Annotated in this window: 11 protein-coding genes and 5 pseudogenes; 4 read left to right on the top strand and 12 right to left on the bottom strand. The window is 37.0% G+C overall.

The window, feature by feature from the left end; genetic code table 11:
- Nucleotides 1–3: 3 nt before the first annotated feature.
- Complete coding sequence (locus K6959_RS06775) at nt 4–735, bottom strand: hypothetical protein (protein ID WP_163243131.1); 732 nt, start codon at nt 733–735, stop codon at nt 4–6.
- 440 nt (nt 736–1175) lie between these two features.
- Here K6959_RS06775 and K6959_RS06770 point away from each other — a divergent pair.
- Nucleotides 1176–1367, top strand: a pseudogene (locus K6959_RS06770) (transposase); the annotation flags it as partial.
- A gap of 488 nt (nt 1368–1855) precedes the next feature.
- Here K6959_RS06770 and K6959_RS06765 read toward each other — a convergent pair.
- From K6959_RS06765 to K6959_RS06750, 5 genes and pseudogenes are all read right to left on the bottom strand, one after another.
- Complete coding sequence (locus K6959_RS06765) at nt 1856–2230, bottom strand: YidH family protein (RefSeq protein WP_163243130.1); 375 nt, start codon at nt 2228–2230, stop codon at nt 1856–1858.
- Between the two features lie 234 nt (nt 2231–2464).
- Nucleotides 2465–2869 (bottom strand): annotated as a pseudogene (locus K6959_RS18890) (zinc ribbon domain-containing protein); the annotation flags it as partial.
- Nucleotides 2870–3054: 185 nt separating this feature from the next.
- Entirely contained in the window at nt 3055–3216 is a 162-nt protein-coding gene (locus tag K6959_RS06760; protein WP_163243129.1) for a hypothetical protein, read from the bottom strand.
- Nucleotides 3217–3219: 3 nt separating this feature from the next.
- On the bottom strand, nt 3220–3414 hold the full coding sequence (locus tag K6959_RS06755; RefSeq protein ID WP_163243128.1) for a hypothetical protein: 195 nt from the start codon (nt 3412–3414) through the stop codon (nt 3220–3222).
- Nucleotides 3371–3562 carry a hypothetical protein gene (locus K6959_RS06750; RefSeq protein ID WP_163243127.1) on the bottom strand — a complete coding sequence of 64 codons (192 nt, stop codon included), beginning with the start codon at nt 3560–3562 and terminating at the stop codon, nt 3371–3373. The genes K6959_RS06755 and K6959_RS06750 overlap by 44 nt, the downstream gene beginning before the upstream one ends.
- A 146-nt stretch (nt 3563–3708) precedes the next feature.
- On the opposite strand from K6959_RS06750, the pseudogene K6959_RS06745 reads away from it, so the two are divergent.
- The 3 pseudogenes from K6959_RS06745 to istB all read left to right on the top strand — a co-directional run bounded on the left by K6959_RS06745 (nt 3709) and on the right by istB (nt 7344).
- Nucleotides 3709–4827, top strand: a pseudogene (locus tag K6959_RS06745) (IS4 family transposase).
- A 471-nt stretch (nt 4828–5298) separates the two neighbouring features.
- Nucleotides 5299–6587, top strand: a pseudogene (istA, locus tag K6959_RS06740) (IS21 family transposase).
- Nucleotides 6584–7344: pseudogene (gene istB / locus K6959_RS06735) on the top strand (IS21-like element helper ATPase IstB). The pseudogenes istA and istB overlap by 4 nt, the downstream one beginning before the upstream one ends.
- A 713-nt stretch (nt 7345–8057) precedes the next feature.
- Here the strand turns inward: istB and selB are convergent.
- From selB to K6959_RS06705, 6 genes are all read right to left on the bottom strand, one after another.
- The gene (gene selB, locus K6959_RS06730; protein ID WP_262421964.1) at nt 8058–9911 is read right to left on the bottom strand and encodes a selenocysteine-specific translation elongation factor; all 1854 of its coding nucleotides are present in this window, start codon (nt 9909–9911) and stop codon (nt 8058–8060) included.
- 98 nt (nt 9912–10009) lie between these two features.
- Nucleotides 10010–13150 (bottom strand): AAA family ATPase, encoded by a 3141-nt coding sequence (locus tag K6959_RS06725; protein WP_223087979.1) that lies wholly within the window; start codon nt 13148–13150, stop codon nt 10010–10012.
- The gene (locus K6959_RS06720; RefSeq protein WP_163243167.1) at nt 13147–14292 is read right to left on the bottom strand and encodes an exonuclease SbcCD subunit D; all 1146 of its coding nucleotides are present in this window, start codon (nt 14290–14292) and stop codon (nt 13147–13149) included. Before K6959_RS06720 ends, K6959_RS06725 begins: the two co-directional genes overlap by 4 nt.
- Nucleotides 14293–14427: 135 nt before the next feature.
- Entirely contained in the window at nt 14428–14628 is a 201-nt protein-coding gene (locus tag K6959_RS06715; RefSeq protein WP_163243153.1) for a cold-shock protein, read from the bottom strand.
- 277 nt (nt 14629–14905) lie between these two features.
- Nucleotides 14906–15799, bottom strand: a complete 894-nt coding sequence (locus K6959_RS06710) for a DUF2268 domain-containing putative Zn-dependent protease (protein ID WP_163243154.1) — start codon at nt 15797–15799, stop codon at nt 14906–14908.
- Nucleotides 15796–16548 (bottom strand): MerR family transcriptional regulator, encoded by a 753-nt coding sequence (locus K6959_RS06705; RefSeq protein WP_223087977.1) that lies wholly within the window; start codon nt 16546–16548, stop codon nt 15796–15798. The genes K6959_RS06710 and K6959_RS06705 overlap by 4 nt, the downstream gene beginning before the upstream one ends.
- Nucleotides 16549–16776 lie beyond the last annotated feature (228 nt).

The raw sequence follows: 16776 nt of genomic DNA, 5'->3' as shown, positions 1-16776 counted from the left end.
TATTTAGTAATATTTGATCGCAGTGACTCGACTATGGTCTCTTATATCTTTTGGATATACACCGAGACCTCCGTTAGAATCTAAATCTAGTCCTGTTACATTTTTCCATGCACACCAAACTAATTTAGAGCAATTTTTATCACCCGTGCAAGACGTTAAACGATTCGTTGCAAAGTTATAAGAGTAGCTCTCTCCAATTCTATTGTAAGCCCAATTTGCAGAACTATTTTTTTCTGTTGATGTTGTGTTGGAAACAGTCATAATTCTCGCACCTTCACCTACTTTTTTGTTTGAGCGATTTAATGACCGCACCCCGTAAGAAGGCACTGACTCTACTAAAGTATCAGCAGTATAGTACATCCCTACATGGCCGTGTTCGATTAAAGCAGTTGCCGCTGTCTCATAAAAAATGTTGCCTTTTGTACTAGAATCAATAACTGTCGTACCGCCAGATCCAGGGCTAGCAATCCGGATCGGTTCTTCTTTAGCAGCTAAATCTTGCTGTTCTTTCAACTCTGAATACATTTGATCAGCAACTTTCCCCTTACTGATGCCTAAAGCTTTAGAAGTTTGATTAATTTCCTTCATGATCTCTTGTTTTGATACGTTTTGATAGATTGATAAAATTTTATCAATCTGGTCTTTACTTACATGATTATCTGAAGAACTTTGGGCAAAACCTTGAGTTGGAACAACGATTAATAACAACGATAATAAAAAAGCAAGTTTCTTCAAGTTTATTCCTCCCTCTTTAAAATTAAAAACTGCTCCCAAGACTTCTGTGACTTCTTAGTTTCCGCAAAAAATTTAGTGTAACCCCCACCTCCATATGAAACTAGGAATATTTTACACATTCATTGTATACAGTTAATAACAAAACAGTAAATATATAATAATACCTATAATCAATAGTTATAAAGCCGGTACATTATTCCTATTTTACTGAGATGGTCATATCTTGCATTTTTCAATCTCCAAAAATAGTGTGTCTCTACTTGGTTTTTTGTTTACCAATCAGTGCCTTTCGAACTGCTAAAAGCCCGGCTTTACAGCAAATCGACCCGCATCCTTATTGTATTCGAACTTGTCTTCTTCTTTTCTAACATTTTGATTTCTCTTGTAAGAATTCTTTTGGTGACTTTTGATTATACCGTGCTTTTGTATATGTGGCATATGTATCAGGCGTTGATTTAGTAGAGCGTTCGCAATACGATAGGTCCTTTAAATCCTTCTTACATATGGCACCAGAAGATGACGTTATCGATCTAAGTTCCCTGACAAAATTTCGTCGACTGCGTCTAAAAGATGTCGGACTATTAGATATGTTAATTGGGAAAACTGTTGAAATCGCACTGGAAAAGAACATGAATCGCCTTTCATAATCAATACTTGAACATCTGGATAGAAGGAATTTCAATTCGACCATTATCCAATTTTCGTTTTTAGCTCTTCTCATATAAACGAAAAATCGCCAAATTCATTCATTTGACGAAGCCTGTTATCTTTTTGGCATGAGGAGATCACAAATTGCCATATATGGACTTCAATTGAGCGTTTCTTAGGTTGAAATTATGGAGAGCACCACCTGCATTTACTTTATTTTAGTAGACAGGAAAAAGGACATTTTTTAGAGGAAAGAAATACTTTTCATGGTAATGACACTAGTTGATTGGAGTGGAAGGCGGCGACGCCTCGCCCGCCCGCGGAAAGCGTCCGCCTGAAACGGAAATCAACGGGTTCCAAAAAGGCGAGTAGATGAAGGACAAGTCGCTCACTTACTCGCTATGAAATCCCTTTAAGGACTTTTCCAGTGCCCTCTCGTTTTTGGAGCGTTCATTTCGTCATTGCAACTTTTTTATATAATAAAGAACAAATAAACAGCGAAAATAAGGATGATGACGATTAAGAGAGTCGATAGTATTCCGACAAAAAGCTTAGAAGCTTTAAATGTTTGTTCATTAATGGTTTTGAGCTTTTTAAAATAACTATAGGTTGATATTAAAATCGTCACAACCCCGAAAATAACAGATATAATTCCGATAATATTTGCCAACATATCGCCCGTTTGACTAAAGAAAGGCTTGAGTGAGAAATGTACATTCGTGATCAGAAACCCGAGACCAATAATCGCAATCGCAGTACGAACCCATGCCAAATATGTACGTTCATTTGCTAAATGCTGCTGAATATATTTAGAATCTACCGTTTGCACTAATTTTTCCTTTTCCATTATTATCACCTTCATATCATTCAGAGATCGATACTCACCCAAATCACGATCATCCCTTTATGGACATGCTAATATGAACTACTCACCACTTATCGCTCTTACAAGCTGATTAAAGTAGGGGCTTCTCTACTTACTTTTACTAGCAAAAAATGACCGAGCTAATCCTCTAGCTCCAAGTTTTTGCTTCTATGATAAGTCTAATAAGCGTAATCCTTCTTTTTTGATATTGATTGCTCAATGATTGTCCCGATCTGCTACGTAACGGCAAGAACATTAATATGTACGTTCAGATAGTTTCATAGGTTTTTCTGCACCACAGCAGGAACGTTTCTTCGTGGAAGGGAACCACTTATCAATTTTTACTAGTTGTTTCCCTTGTTCTTTTAGCTTGTACTCTAAAAAGTAGTAACTTACCCCAACCACATTGTCATAAACGCTTCCAAAGTGAAGGGCTTAAGATGTTTAAGTCCTCGATCACTGGAAGCTAGAAGCTAACTCTTTTGATTTGCGGTGAAGAAAATTCAGACATCGGTTTGCTGCTTTTTCTTGCGATTTAGCCACTACTATGCGTTACTTATTCCAACGTACAGAACCTTTCTTACGTTTAGACAGAATTCGTTGTGCTTTTGCTACTTTTTCTGATCTAATGTATGGAAAGTGTCTTTTTATCGATCGAGAACGAGCATTCTTATAAGCATTGATGAACTTTGATCATTCGGATTTTGCCTAACAGTGAAATAATACCATGAAAATCCGGCGGTAAGCAAAATTCAGCTATCAACAACATATGTGTGAATTAATCCCACCGTAAAGCACGTTTTCTGTTATACCATCAATAGAATCATACCTAACTCCTCTAACCTATCCGCTTTAAGCTCAATGACTATTTCCTTTTCTTCTAAACCAACTAATTGAACTTCGCGAACCTCAGGTAATGCTTCAAGTCGTAATTTGATTACATTTTTTTGCGAAATTAGACATCTCATCCATCATTTTTTCCTAGATAAATCCATAAAAAATTCATACGATTGGTTTGTGGAAAATTGGGTAACAGAAATATCAGCTGGCAGCTTGCCCTTTAAATCATGAACAGCTGTTTCAATTTCTTTCGTAACTTCGTCGCCTCTTCCTTCCTCTATCTCAATTAAAGCTGTACTGTTTCCTATTGTTGACGTCGTTTCCACTAATTCCGGTTAAGACTTGTTCAATCGGTTTACTTACAAATTGTTCTACATCTGTTGCCGGCATATCCTTTATCTCAACAACGACTATTGTATGATCAAATGATACGCTTGGCAAAAGTTCTTTATCAAGCTTCTTTAAAGGATACATACCAAATCACTAGCGTTGCATTAATGAATATTGAAAGTTATGAAGATCCCTAATAGTTAGTAATTAATTTTCAAGCAATAAAAAATCCTTTACAATGGAAGTACAGGTGATTCCCTGTCCAAATCCAATAGTAAAGGATAACCGATATGGACAAGAATACACTAAAATCATCATTTGGTAAATGGATAACACCTATAAACTCAAAAAAATACTTTTTGAACAAGTAGAAGAAAGTAAGCAAGATCATTATACGAAAAAAATGACAACTGTAGCCTACATAAAGCTTATGTTGCTTGCTCAATTACAAGGATTCGAGAGTCTGGAAGAAATGAGTGACGCACTGATTCATGATCAACTTCAAAAAGCCTTAGGTTTTGAATCAATCAGTAAATCTCAATTATCAAGAAAAAACAATGAAGTCAATCCAGCTATTCTTTCCCGATTATTTTTGGAGCTTGTGCACCAAATAAAAGAAATTCACTTTAAAAACGGAAAGCATATGCCATTAAAAATCATCGACTCCAGTACACTTCCATTAAACCTGACGAATTATAAGTGGGCAAAATTCCGCAAAACAAAAGCTGGTGTCAAGCTGCATTTGCGACTTGTGTTCATGAATAATGATACTGTATACCCTGAAAAAGCAGTAATTACAACAGCCAAAGAACATGACAGAAATCAATTGGAAATTCTCGTTGATGATAAGGAAGCCATGTATGTGTTTGACCGCGGATATGTTGATTACGAACGGGTTCGATCGAATGATGGATGATGGCTACTTCTTTGTATCAAGATTAAAGAAAAACGCCGTCATTCGTGAGGTAGAATCCTTTTCGGTTCCTGAAAAGTCTACTGTTCTATCAGATAGAATGGTTTACATTGGCTCTACTCAAAATCGTACAGAGAATGTCTTCCGCCTCCTTGAAGTTGAGGACACAAAAGGAAACATTCTTAGGTTAATAACGAATCGTTTCGATTTAGAACCTGACGAAGTCAGCGAAATTTATCGTCAACGTTGGGCGATTGAACTGTTTTTTAAATGGCTAAAACAGCATGTAAAGATCAAACACTTTTATGGTATGGGTGAAACAGCGATTCAGAATCAAATTTATCTTGCACTCATTGCCTACTGTCTAAATGTTCTAATCCAACTGGAGATGAAAAGCAAAAAAAGCCTACTCCGGATTAGTCGTTGGTTAAAGGCAGCACTTTGGAAGCCTGCTTACATTTGGATTCGCAAATTCGATAATAGAGCAAGTCCGTAAACACATACACAGTTGCTGTCACCTAAGCATTAAATGTATATTTTTACCAAATGAACAGAGCACCTTTGTTTAGCCCTTGTTCTTTTAGCAAAAAATAACACTGGTCTATTTACAGAATATTCCGTCCTTATTTATGCAACGCTAATGATACCAAATACAAAAATAAAAAATGACAAATAGTCCAATCATTAATTTTCTATTCAGTAAAAAACGAAATAGCGACATTCCAAACTCCTTCCACTTTTGCAGTTCTATTCAATTTACCCTCGTGGGATTCACCACTACTTTCTAAGCGTGAGGTTTCTCTGTTTTCTGTGTTCATTCATCCAAACTGGAAAGCCAAGGGCTATTCTTTCTTAATTGTTCAGTCCTTCCAAGTTAGAAATGCTATCTTAAATATGTACAAAAACGCTTGGATAAATATGTACATTCTTGCTTCCATTCTACATACTAGTCTTGAGGTGACTAGTTATGTATATATCGCTAAATGTTGATGTTAATATTGAGATTAATAGTCTTTCAGACTTACCAAAATTTAAACAAATAATGGAGTATATGAAAATGAAAATTAATAAGAGCAAGTTGGCAAAGGAGTTAGGGGTAGACCGCCGAACGATTGATAAATATTTAAATGGTTTTGTACCTAAGAAAACGAGACAGAGAACGTCAAAAATTGATGAATATTACGAAGTAATTGCTGCTTTGTTATCAGAAGACTCCAAACAGGTGTTTTATTATCGACGAGTGCTATGGCAGTATTTAAAGGACAATCATGGCCTTGATTGTGGGGCTTCCACTTTTCGAGCCTATATTGCACGTACACCAGAATTTAATGCTTATTTTGAAGAGGATCAGCGCATCGCTTCCCCAAAGGGAACGGTTCGTTATGAGACGCCGCCTGGTGAACAAGCGCAACTAGATTGGAAAGAAAACATTTTATTTGAGACGAAAGATGGTGAAAAAGTTGAAGTCAATGTGGCTGCACTCATTCTTTCTAGTTCAAGATTCCGCGTATTTCATTTAAGTGTATCGAAGTCACAAAGTACATTGTTTTCCTTTTTAACAGAAGCCTTTGAAACCTTTGGTGGTGTTCCTAGGGAAATCCTTACGGATAATATGAAAACAGTCATGGATGAGGCTAGAACAGAGAACATTATAGAGGTAAAGTGAATGCAAAGTTTGAGCAATTCGCAAAAGACTTTGGTTTTAAGGTAAGGGCATGTATTGCTGGACGGCCAAGGACGAAAGGGAAAATAGAAACAACCATGAAGCTGATAGATGAAATACACGCTTATCAAGGTCAATTAACATTAGAGGAGTTGCATCAGTTTATACAGGATCTGGCGAATCGAGTGAATCATCAGATTCACCAAGGTACAGGGAAACTTCCAATCATTGAATTCAAAAAAGAAAGGAATCACTTACTCCAGCTACCAACTGAAAATGTAAGAGATTCCTATCGCATCACGCATACACTTGTAAAAGTCAATGCGTCGAACATGATTTCCTACAAATCAAACCAGTACTCCGTACCACCAGAATATCAAGGAAAGAAAGTAGGCCTACAGGTGTATGATGATCAATTGTGGATTTATTATAACATGAAACTTATCGCACAACATCCAATCGGCAAATCAAAATTAAATTATCAGGAGGCGCATTATAAAGCAACCCTAGTTATTTCGGCCCCTTACTATCCCGAAATAGATGAATTGGCTAAAAGAAATCTAGCAACGATTGGAGATGTGTATAAGTCATGAATCCAGCTACTAATTATCAGCAGCTATTAAGCAATTTGGAGTATTTAAAGCTAAAGCAAATGGTCGTGCATTTAAATGAGGTTGTTGATTTTGGTGTAAAGAACCAGATGTCATTCATTGATACGTTAATTAAATTGACCAACTATGAAATTGATGTACGGGAACAAAATATGATTCAATCGATGGTGAAAGTCGCTGCGTTTCCACATTTGAAGGAAATAAAGGATTTCGACTTTACCTTCCAAGCGTCAGTCAATCAACAGCAAATTCTAGATTTTTTAACACTTCGCTTTATTGAACAGAATGAGAATATTGTGTTTTTTTAGGACCAAGTGGGGTAGGCAAGACCCACTTGGCGACCGCGATAGGGATTGCGGCAGCAAAGAAACGGACGAGCACCTATTTCATTAAGTGCCATGATTTAATTCAAAATTTAAGACGAGCACGACTAGAGAATCGCTTGGAAGCCCGTTTAAAGCATTTTACAAAATATAAACTACTAATTATTGACGAAATCGGTTATTTACCGATTGAGCAAGAAGATGCAAAACTGTTTTTCCAGCTGATTGATATGCGATATGAGAAGCGAAGTACCATCTTAACGACCAATGTGAATTTTAAAGCATGGGATGAAGTTTTTCAGGAACCCAAACTAGCAAATGCCATTCTAGATCGTATTTTACACCATGCGACAGTCGTCACAATGATCGGAGACTCGTATCGTTTAAAGGATCATTTTACAATAGAAAGCGAGTAATTTTGTACATTCTTAAACAAGCGAAATTGTACATATTTATGTTGACATTTATATTCCAAGTTGTTCTAGACCAACTCGTACTATGACCTCTGCTGACTTCTGACAGTTCAGTTACTTGTCACCAAGTAGGTTATGAAGGGAACTTCACGTTTCTGTCAGACCTCCCCGGGTAAGCGCATCCACTTTCACACCATCTATCCGCCTCATTTACTTGATATGACCTTCGACAGAAAGAGCTTTATTTTGTTTGGCAAACTCACTCAATCATATCTAGCCTTGTATGAGATTCGTGTTCCTCGGATCGGTGTTTTGCCTCCAGCTTCCTTCAGATTCCATGTCACCACGGACACCCTTGCTCTTGGCTAACCTCTACTTCTGTCTTCGGGGTTCGGGACTTGCACCCTATAGTTCATGCGCATGCCGGGCGCACCAAAAAAAGGAGCCAATTGGCTCCTTTCAAACTGTTGACAAATCATTCTCTTTATTTTATGCATAGATTATATAATGATAGAATCCCCCAAGTAGCTATGGAAATACCCAGTATAAACAATAGAAGTAATCCACCAAAGAAATACAAACGATTCGCCTCCTAGTTTTTATATGAATATATATCCATTATCTCAAAACAAGTACAAAATGAAAAGGAAAATTTTAGGGAAGATTAAACCACAGTTGATGCTCTCTAAAAACCGATATATCATGGGAAAATAAATCTATTGCCATCTCCTTTTATTTTCTATCCGCTTCGTTAATTGTTTACTGTCAAGGCGTTCCAGAAATGGGATGATATACTTTCGTGACAGCCCGAGAATATCTTTAGCTTCACCAACTGTAAACTCATCTTCAGTTCCATTCCGCAACGTTTTTACGGCTTCGCGGAAAATATCACCATGCCAATAAAACTGATCATTAAGCGAAACGACCAATTCCTCCTCTTCAAGGAAACGGACTAAGTCATGAACTAATAAGTCTGGAATTCCTGCCTTTTCGAGATAATTGCTTAAATATTCTACCTTCATCCCGTCTATTTTCAAATTTTCAAGCATATGCTCTGTCCGTTTCCTCCAGTTATTTGGAACATGCGGTTTGAAATCCACCTGAAAAAGAAACTGGCCAGCTCTCCCTAATAAAGCTGAGGTAACAGCTTGATCTGCCGCATATTCAAGTAGCCCTTTCGGATAATCCAGCTCTAACCCTTGAAATAACTCAGCCTTATTTAACCCTTTCTTTAACGGGTATTCTTTATGAAATGTTTCCAGCCGCTCTTTCATTTCTGTTTGAATGTTTAAAACGATAGCTTGAAGCGTATATTCTCTTCCGTTGTATAAAATAAATGCTTCATCTTTAAGTTTTTCTTTTAACGTCTGTTCTTCAAGTGCAGCTCGTTTTATTAATTGCGTAAAAGATAAGCTTTTTTCCTCTAATAATGCAGAAATAATTCTTTCCTTCGGTGTACCTTTCTTTTTCTTTTCAAGCTCAGAAACAGTTTTTTTACCGAAGCGATATTTTTCTCCCCTCGCATCAATTACCCAGCCGCCTCCTATCGTTTCTTGGGGGCTTGGACGGCGAATAATAAATCTGTCGCCGCGCTTTGTCACAACTTCTTCATCTAAACGTAGCTGACACAAAATTTCGTCATGAGCTGCTAACAATTCATTTCGGTCAAAGAAAACAATCCGGCCCATTACTTCAGCTGTGCCAATATGACATTTAATCGGCATTCGTTGTTTAACAATATAATCTAAATCGCCAACAATACGAAGAGCAACATCAATTGTGTTTGTCACTGTAAAATGGTCTGATGAAACGAGGACATCCCCTCTTTTTATGTCTTCTTTAGAGATTCCTGTTAAATTAATCGCCGTTCGTTGCCCTGCAAAAGCTTGATTTGCTTGTTTATGATGGACTTGTATTTGTCTAACCCTTCCGATTAATCCTTTCGGTAAAATCGTTAGCGTTTCCCCTTCCGCAACAACTCCTTCAAAAACTGTTCCTCTCACGACAGTACCTTGACCTTTCACAGTAAAAACTTGGTCAATCGGTAAGCGAAAGGCTCCCCCTGCATCCCGCATTTGCTGATCTTTTAACGATTCGATAATAAGCGACTTTAAATGCGCTATTCCTTTCCCTGAAATACTATCAACGAGAACAAACGGGGCATTTTCAAACACCGTTCCCGTTAATTCAGCGAAAATATCGTCTTTTACTAATTCGATAAACTCTTCATCGACTCGATCTATTTTTGTAATCGCAACAATTCCATTTTTAACTCCTAAAAAACGAAGAATATCAAGATGTTCCTTCGTTTGCGGCATGACTCCTTCATCCGCTGCGACTACGAGGACGACTAAGTCAATGCCTGTCACCCCGGCAATCATTTGCCTAATAAATCGCTCATGTCCCGGTACATCTATAACAGAAATTTGCAACTCATCATCTTCATACAATGGGGCAAAGCCAAGTTCAATAGAAATTTGCCGTTCTTTTTCTTCTTTTAGCCGATCAGTATCTATATGAGTGAGCGCTTTCGTTAATGTTGTTTTCCCATGATCAATATGGCCTGCCATGCCGATTGTAAAATATCTCTTATCCACTGGTGCCACCTACTAATAAGTTTTTCTTTTTTCTGTAGCTTGAAACTGCAAAATGTTCAAGGAAACGCTATTTATCCATTTAAAAACTCAAATGTTGCCGTACTCCCCGTCTTTGTAGCCACTACTTCTAAGCGGGCATCAATTCGTTCTTTAAGCTCAGGAACATGAGAAATAATCCCAACGAGACGGCCACTGTTTTGGATATCAATTAATGCTTCAACAGCTTGATCTAACGATTCGGGATCTAATGTTCCAAAACCTTCGTCAATAAACATCGTCTCTAATGAAACCCCTCCTGCATGTCGCTGGACAACATCAGCTAAACCAAGTGCAAGGGACAATGCCGCTTTAAAGCTCTCCCCCCCTGATAATGTTTTCACATGACGTTCTTGACCTGTATATTGGTCAAAAACGAGAAGTTCAAGACCACTTTGAACATTCCCTTTTGAGCGATCGGTTTTTCTTAAAAGTTGATAGCGCCCTCCCGTCATTTTCGTTAATCTTACATTTGCTTTTTGTAAAATATCATCTAAAAAAGATGCCAGTACAAAGCGCTCAAACGTAATCCGCAAAACATTTTGTCCTTTTGACATTTCCGATAAATGTCCAATAATTTGATAGCTTGCTTCTAACTCTTTCAACTCGCTATTTATATTTTCAATTCGTTGACGAATCTCTTCATTATCCTTCTTTTTCATTAATAGGCTCGTATAATCATCTTGTAACTTCGTATATTGTTCATCTATTGAAGCGATTATCTCTTTCAATTTGTCGATTTGAGGCACTTTCACATCTTTTAATAGCTCGGCCAATTCGAGATAGCGATCAGAAACAGAGCGTAGTTCCTCACGATAACGGCGAACAGCCTGTTCAAGTATTTTTATTTCTTGTTCTGTCCGTTTCGCAGTTCTGTATGTAGTATAATTGCTAAAACCTTGTGATAACATCGTTTCTTTAAATAACTCTCGTTCGGTTTCTAGTTTTGTAGCCAGCTCAGTTCCTTGCTTTTGAACGGTTTCAAAACGTGCTTGTTCACTTGCGAATTTTTCTTTCGTACGTTGATATTTCTGCTGCATGTCCTCAAGCTGCTTTTCCATCATTTTTAGTTTTTTCTGAGCGGCATTTCGTTCTGCCTCGTATGCTTGAATTGTACGTAAATTTTCTGGAATCGTCGCCATCATTCGAGTTAACGTTGTGTTTTTTTCCGTAAATTCAATCGTTAATTTATTTAAGCTTGTCTCGATTGATTCCATTTTTTTTTTCAATTCAGCTTGTTCATTCTCAAGTTTGACAATCGTTGCAGTCATATTTGCAAGCTGTTTTTTCTCTAGTTTTAAATCATTTTGTTCCACTTGCAATTCTGTTTGCTTTTGCAACAGTTCCGCTTTCAACTGTCGTAACGTTTCGGCTGAAAAATTCGGATGAATTGTGCGCAGCTCTGCAGCAAGTTCTGTAGCTGATTTCTCCAATGAGTTAATTTCGAGCTGTATTCTATAATATTCTCGCTCTACATTTAAATTATCTCGTTCTAGTTGAAGCATTTGCTGCTTTGCGGCACGCAAGTCGTCTTCAGTAGGAAGCAATTGATCTGATGATGTTGCCGGCTGGGGATGATGCGTTGATCCACAAACAGGACATGGCTCCCCAACATGAAGTGTTTTTGCAAGCATCGCTGCTTGTCCTCGATGCCACCTTGTTTCAATCTCATAAAGAAGGGCTTTTTCATCTTCATATCTGGCAGTTATATTTTCAAACTCTTTCTTTTTTCTCATAAATGATGCATTCTCATCATGAAGTTCAATAAATAACGTGTTATATTTATCTAGCATAGCAAGTTCATAAGTAAGCTTATCTAGCGTTCGTTCATTTTCAACAAAACGAAGCTGGCCTTTTTCAATTTTTTCTTTATCTGCTTGCAATTGTTTTATATGTATATCAAGAGCGTTCATTCGTTTATTAAAGCGGTCCTTGCGGTTTTTTTCCCCTTCTATTGTATCCTTTAATTTGGTAACGGCTTCTTGGTAGCGAGCAAATGAATACACATCATCTTCCATGCCGTTAAGCCGATTAATTTCATCTGCTAAGCTTTTTCTTTCATTCTCACGGGCCAGTTCTTGTTCCAATGCCTCCTGCTGTGCCTTTAAAGATTGTGACAGCTGTTTTGTATTGTCACTTATCGCAGTCAACTGCAAATTTGCTTGATCAAGCTCTCGTTTCAGACGGTGGCAAAGCATTTCCTGCTGTGCTAAAATACTCGCTTTATGAGCTAATGTGATTTCCGCTTCCTTTTGTTCGTATATATCTTTTTCTTCTTCGAGCTTAGCCTTTTTGAGTTTTAATTCATCTCTTACCGTGAGCTGTTTTACTATTGCCTCTCCTTCAAATAACTTTTGTGTTAATCTGTCTCGTTCTTCTTTTTGTTCTCTTGCTATTTCGCTTAACCTTTCCAGTTCGTCGTTCATATAAGCGATCTCTTCTGTTAAAAGCGATATGATTAAATTGTCATTTGTATTTTCTGCTTCTAAGCAGCTTTTTAATTCCTCGCTCTGAATGACTTGAATCGCTCGAACGGTATGGTTTCGCTCTTCTCTTAGCTTTTCAATAGACTTTGTTAACTGATTTGCCTCTTCTTTTAACTTTTCTTCTATTCGTTTATATATTTCAGTATGAAAAAGCCGTTGCAGAATGACCTCCTTCTCTTTACTATCGGAAATTAGCAGTTTGCGAAACTCCCCTTGTGGAATCATTAAAATTTGCCGAAACTGGTTGCTGTCCATTTGCATAATTTCTTTTATTTTTTCATCAACATCACGAACATTTGCCGCTAAAAGCTGCTTTTCTCCTTGGTCATTTAATACGTACAGTTCAGCCTTTGCGCTGATCGTCGTATACCCATTCCCCCGTTCTTTTTTCTTTTCCTGTTGAGGGGAGCGCCATATATAGTACGTATTATTTCGCAGCCAAAACTCAAGCGCTACTTCTGTCAACATGTGGTCTTGTGCAAATTGGCTGCGAAGCTCGGAACCATTTCGATCGTTGCCGCTTGCTCTGCCATAAATCGCATAACTAATCCCATCAAAAATCGTTGTTTTACCAGCTCCTGTTTTACCAGAAATGACAAACATCGTCCTATTTTCAAGCTTTGTAAAATCAATACACTCTTTATCGGCGTATGGTCCAAACGCCTGCATCGTCAGCTTTAACGGTCTCATTTCGCCCCCTCCTCTTGCAGCACTTTATTAATAACCGACGTCATAACAGCCCGTTTCTCCTCGGTAAACTCTTCTGTTGTCATTTGTTCATAAAACAATTGAAATAACTCAATTTCTGACTTTTTTTCAGCTTTAATTGAATGAACTGAATGACGTTTTTTTAAATTTATGAGGTCAATTTTCCTTTCTAGATGTAAGACATTTGGATATACTTGGCGCAGCTTATTAATTGGATCAATAATTGTTCCCTCATCAAGCAATGTCACTTTTAAATAATCATTGACGTTTTCTTTTTCATCATAACTTGGATCAAGAAGCTCGTCTAAGTAACCTTCAATCTCTCGCATATCATGATGGGGCTGCAATGAGCGAAACCGGAGATCAAAGCTTCCGTCATCCTTCATGTCAATAATGGAAATAGATTTTCTCTGTCTTGCTTCAGAAAAGGAGTATTTTAATAATGAACCAGAATAATAGATCGTATCATGCTTAATTGCATCAGGGCTATGTAGGTGGCCGAGGGCTGTATATGAAAATGGTGCAAATACATCAGCTGTTACACAGCCAGAACCTCCTATCGAGAGAGTTCTCTCTGAATCTGTTTCTTTTCCACCTAAGACGAAAGCATGGCCAACGAAAACATTCGGTTCGTTCGGATTTAATGTTTTTTCAATTTCGTTCACTAATGCCTTCATTGCGTCTTGATGGGAATGGATGGATTGATTGTCGAAGAGGTGGCGAACGATTCCCGGTTCAGTATATGGAAGGAGATAGAAATTTACCCCGTTAATATGTATCGGCTGAATGTCTTTTTCTAATTTCCCCATTAAATAAAATTGACTTTGTCGATACCACGAATTTCCGAATGACAGCCGCTCTGGACTGTCGTGATTTCCAGCAATCGATAGAACTGGTATCTTTAATTCAACATTTATTTTAAACATAATATCATTTAAAAGCTCTACAGCATCGATCGGCGGAACGGAACGATCATATACGTCGCCAGCAAGGATAACCGCATCAGGCTGTTCTTCCTCAACTAGCTTTACAAACTGATTCAAAACTACACGTTGCTCCTCTGTCATATAAACACCATGAATAAGCTTTCCTAAATGCCAATCAGCAGTATGTATAAATTTCATGCCAAGCACCTCTTTCAACTCGTTCATCTCACACTCTCTACCATTATAACAAAAGAACATTAACTATAACTGACATTGACAATATAAAAAAAAGTCTAACCAATTGGCTAGACTGTTCATTTATAGGATAACCTATTATTTTTTAACTACGTTAGCAGCTTGTGGTCCACGAGCTCCTTCAACAACGTCGAAAGAAACTTCTTGACCTTCTTCTAAAGTTTTGAAACCTTCAGTTTGAATTGCAGAGTAATGAACAAATACGTCGTTTCCATCTTCAGCTTCAATAAATCCAAAGCCTTTTTCACTGTTAAACCATTTAACTTTACCGTTTTTCATTAAAAAAAACCTCCTTACGGCATTTTGCCGTGTGTAAATATTAACCATTTTTTACAACGTATAGCTTTGTATCCATTACTCAACAAAATATTGAATAAGTGTTACTTTTTAATCTATCCGATGCAAAACGGCTCCTTATAAGTTACCATGTTTTTTCGTTAAAGTCAAGGAAGGTTCATGAAAAAAGTAAAACATTTACCATTTTTTAATAAATATCTTGGGATTGACTTGAAGCGAATTTGTGTACCTTATCGTTTTGATCAACGTCTTTAAAAGATTATTTAGAAAACAATGGGCAATGATTGATTATTTCTTCTGTACTAAGTAATGTAGCTTCTTTTATCCCTACATGGTTCATTTTCATAAAAGATTGCACTGCTTCATATCCTACTGCATAGCCGGAAAATGGTGATAAACCAACAGGTTCGTATCCTTGTTCTATTGCGTACATATCACCGAACATGTAGCTGCTCACTTCAGCAAATCCTTTAACATTTAATACATCTTTCATGACTTCAATCGAGTATTGCAAATCTTCTTTATCAGAAGTGACCCAAGGTCCTAAAAGCTCTTCACCATAAAGTTCTTTTGCAAATGATTCAGCTAACCCCTCAATAATCAAATAATCACCGACAGTAACATTCCCATGATCCCAATCAAAATATGAAAAACGAACATTATGATGAAACTCATGAGCAATTAGAGCAGGAAGTCTCGGAATATTGTATGAATAAGGATACATTGTTACTTGAATAAAACCTGGAATTCCCCCAAAGCCACAATAACCTTTTTGCAGCTTTAGCTTTTGCGGATCAGCAATATACAATCCAAATGTTAGTTGATCAGCATTGATATATAAATTGTTTTGTTGAATAAAATGAACTAAGTGATTTAAAGTGTCATGTACAATTTGAAGCGCTTGAATTTCTTTAAAAGTGTCCAACGCTTTTTTGCCAATAGTCGTATCCGATACATCCAAATATCCAAGCATTTTAGTAGCCATGATCACATCGTACCCATTAGGCTGTTTCGCTTCTAAAGGAACATGAATCATGTTCCACATTTTTTCAAAAGGCTTCATCATTGAATACCGAAAGTAGTTTTCTCTTTCTGTTTCAATAGAAAATAATTTTTCATATTGTTCGATTGTATTTTCAATAACTATTTTCATCCATTGTCGCCCCTACCTTTAACCGTAAAGACGCTCATTGCCTCACTCATAAATTTCGCTAAGCCTTCTCCATATTTATCAATATTTTTAGTAAATCGTTCATCGTCAATATAAAGTTGACCTAATCCATTAAATGCCTCGAGAGAGTATTGACCAAAATGTTCATTTAAAAAAACATACCATTCTTTTATTGCCGCTTGAACTTCTAGACTGTCAGGAGATTGATCAAGAAGAAGGGCGAGTTTTTGAAAAATCAGCTGCCATCTTTCAGATAAATGCTTCTGTTCATTTTTAGACATTTTCGCTAACTTCGCATTTGTTTGATCAACAGTTTGATCGCCCCAACGTTCACGAGCTTCCTGTTCATATGGATTATGACTAAAGTGAATCCCCGCAAATTTTTCTTCCTTTGTCATTTGAATTTCTCCCATCATATGTTTAATTGTTTTATCAATCGTGACAATCATTTTATCGATTCTATTCCGTTTCTCAAGCAACATTTTCCGTTGTAAAATCAATGCTTCCTTTCGATCAAACGTAGGACTGTTAATGATATGTTTTATTTCCTTCAATGAAAAGCCCAGTTCTTTAAAAAATAAAATTTGCTGCAGTTGCTCAAGATTTTTTTCGGAATAAAGGCGATAACCTGATTCGGTTATTTCGTTTGGAGTTAACAATCCAATCTCATCATAATGATGTAGTGTACGAACACTAATCCCAACTAAATCTGCCACTTCTTTTACTTTCACTAAGTCTGCGCCTCCTTTCGTACATACTATAAAGTATCACGTAACGTGAAAGTCAATTGTTTTTAAATATGTTTTTATGAAACATAAAGATCATCCTAACCCCGATCAACATTTAGTGAATTGAAAGAGGTAAAAAAAAAAAAATCCGCCTAAAGGCGAACTCGATCATAAAGTTATGTATTTTATGTTAATCAAACTAAAAGCCCATTCAGCGATATAGTTGTTAAA

This window comes from Bacillus aquiflavi, assembly GCF_019915265.1.
Taxonomy (GTDB): Bacteria; Bacillota; Bacilli; order Bacillales; family Cytobacillaceae; genus Bacillus_BT; species Bacillus_BT aquiflavi.
The sequence above is the reverse complement of the archived record's forward strand: the minus strand, read 5'-3'. Positions and strand labels throughout refer to the sequence as shown.

Excerpts from the sequence above, each read along its gene's own strand:
- K6959_RS06765 (WP_163243130.1), bottom strand. The coding sequence starts at position 2,230 with ATGGAAAAGGAAAAATTAGTGCAAACGGTAGATTCTAAATATATTCAG.
- K6959_RS06760 (WP_163243129.1), bottom strand. The coding sequence starts at position 3,216 with ATGAGATGTCTAATTTCGCAAAAAAATGTAATCAAATTACGACTTGAA.
- K6959_RS06750 (WP_163243127.1), bottom strand. The coding sequence starts at position 3,562 with ATGTATCCTTTAAAGAAGCTTGATAAAGAACTTTTGCCAAGCGTATCA.
- selB (WP_262421964.1), bottom strand. The coding sequence starts at position 9,911 with ATGGCAGGCCATATTGATCATGGGAAAACAACATTAACGAAAGCGCTC.
- K6959_RS06725 (WP_223087979.1), bottom strand. The coding sequence starts at position 13,150 with ATGAGACCGTTAAAGCTGACGATGCAGGCGTTTGGACCATACGCCGAT.
- K6959_RS06720 (WP_163243167.1), bottom strand. The coding sequence starts at position 14,292 with ATGAAATTTATACATACTGCTGATTGGCATTTAGGAAAGCTTATTCAT.
- K6959_RS06715 (WP_163243153.1), bottom strand. The coding sequence starts at position 14,628 with ATGAAAAACGGTAAAGTTAAATGGTTTAACAGTGAAAAAGGCTTTGGA.
- K6959_RS06710 (WP_163243154.1), bottom strand. The coding sequence starts at position 15,799 with ATGAAAATAGTTATTGAAAATACAATCGAACAATATGAAAAATTATTT.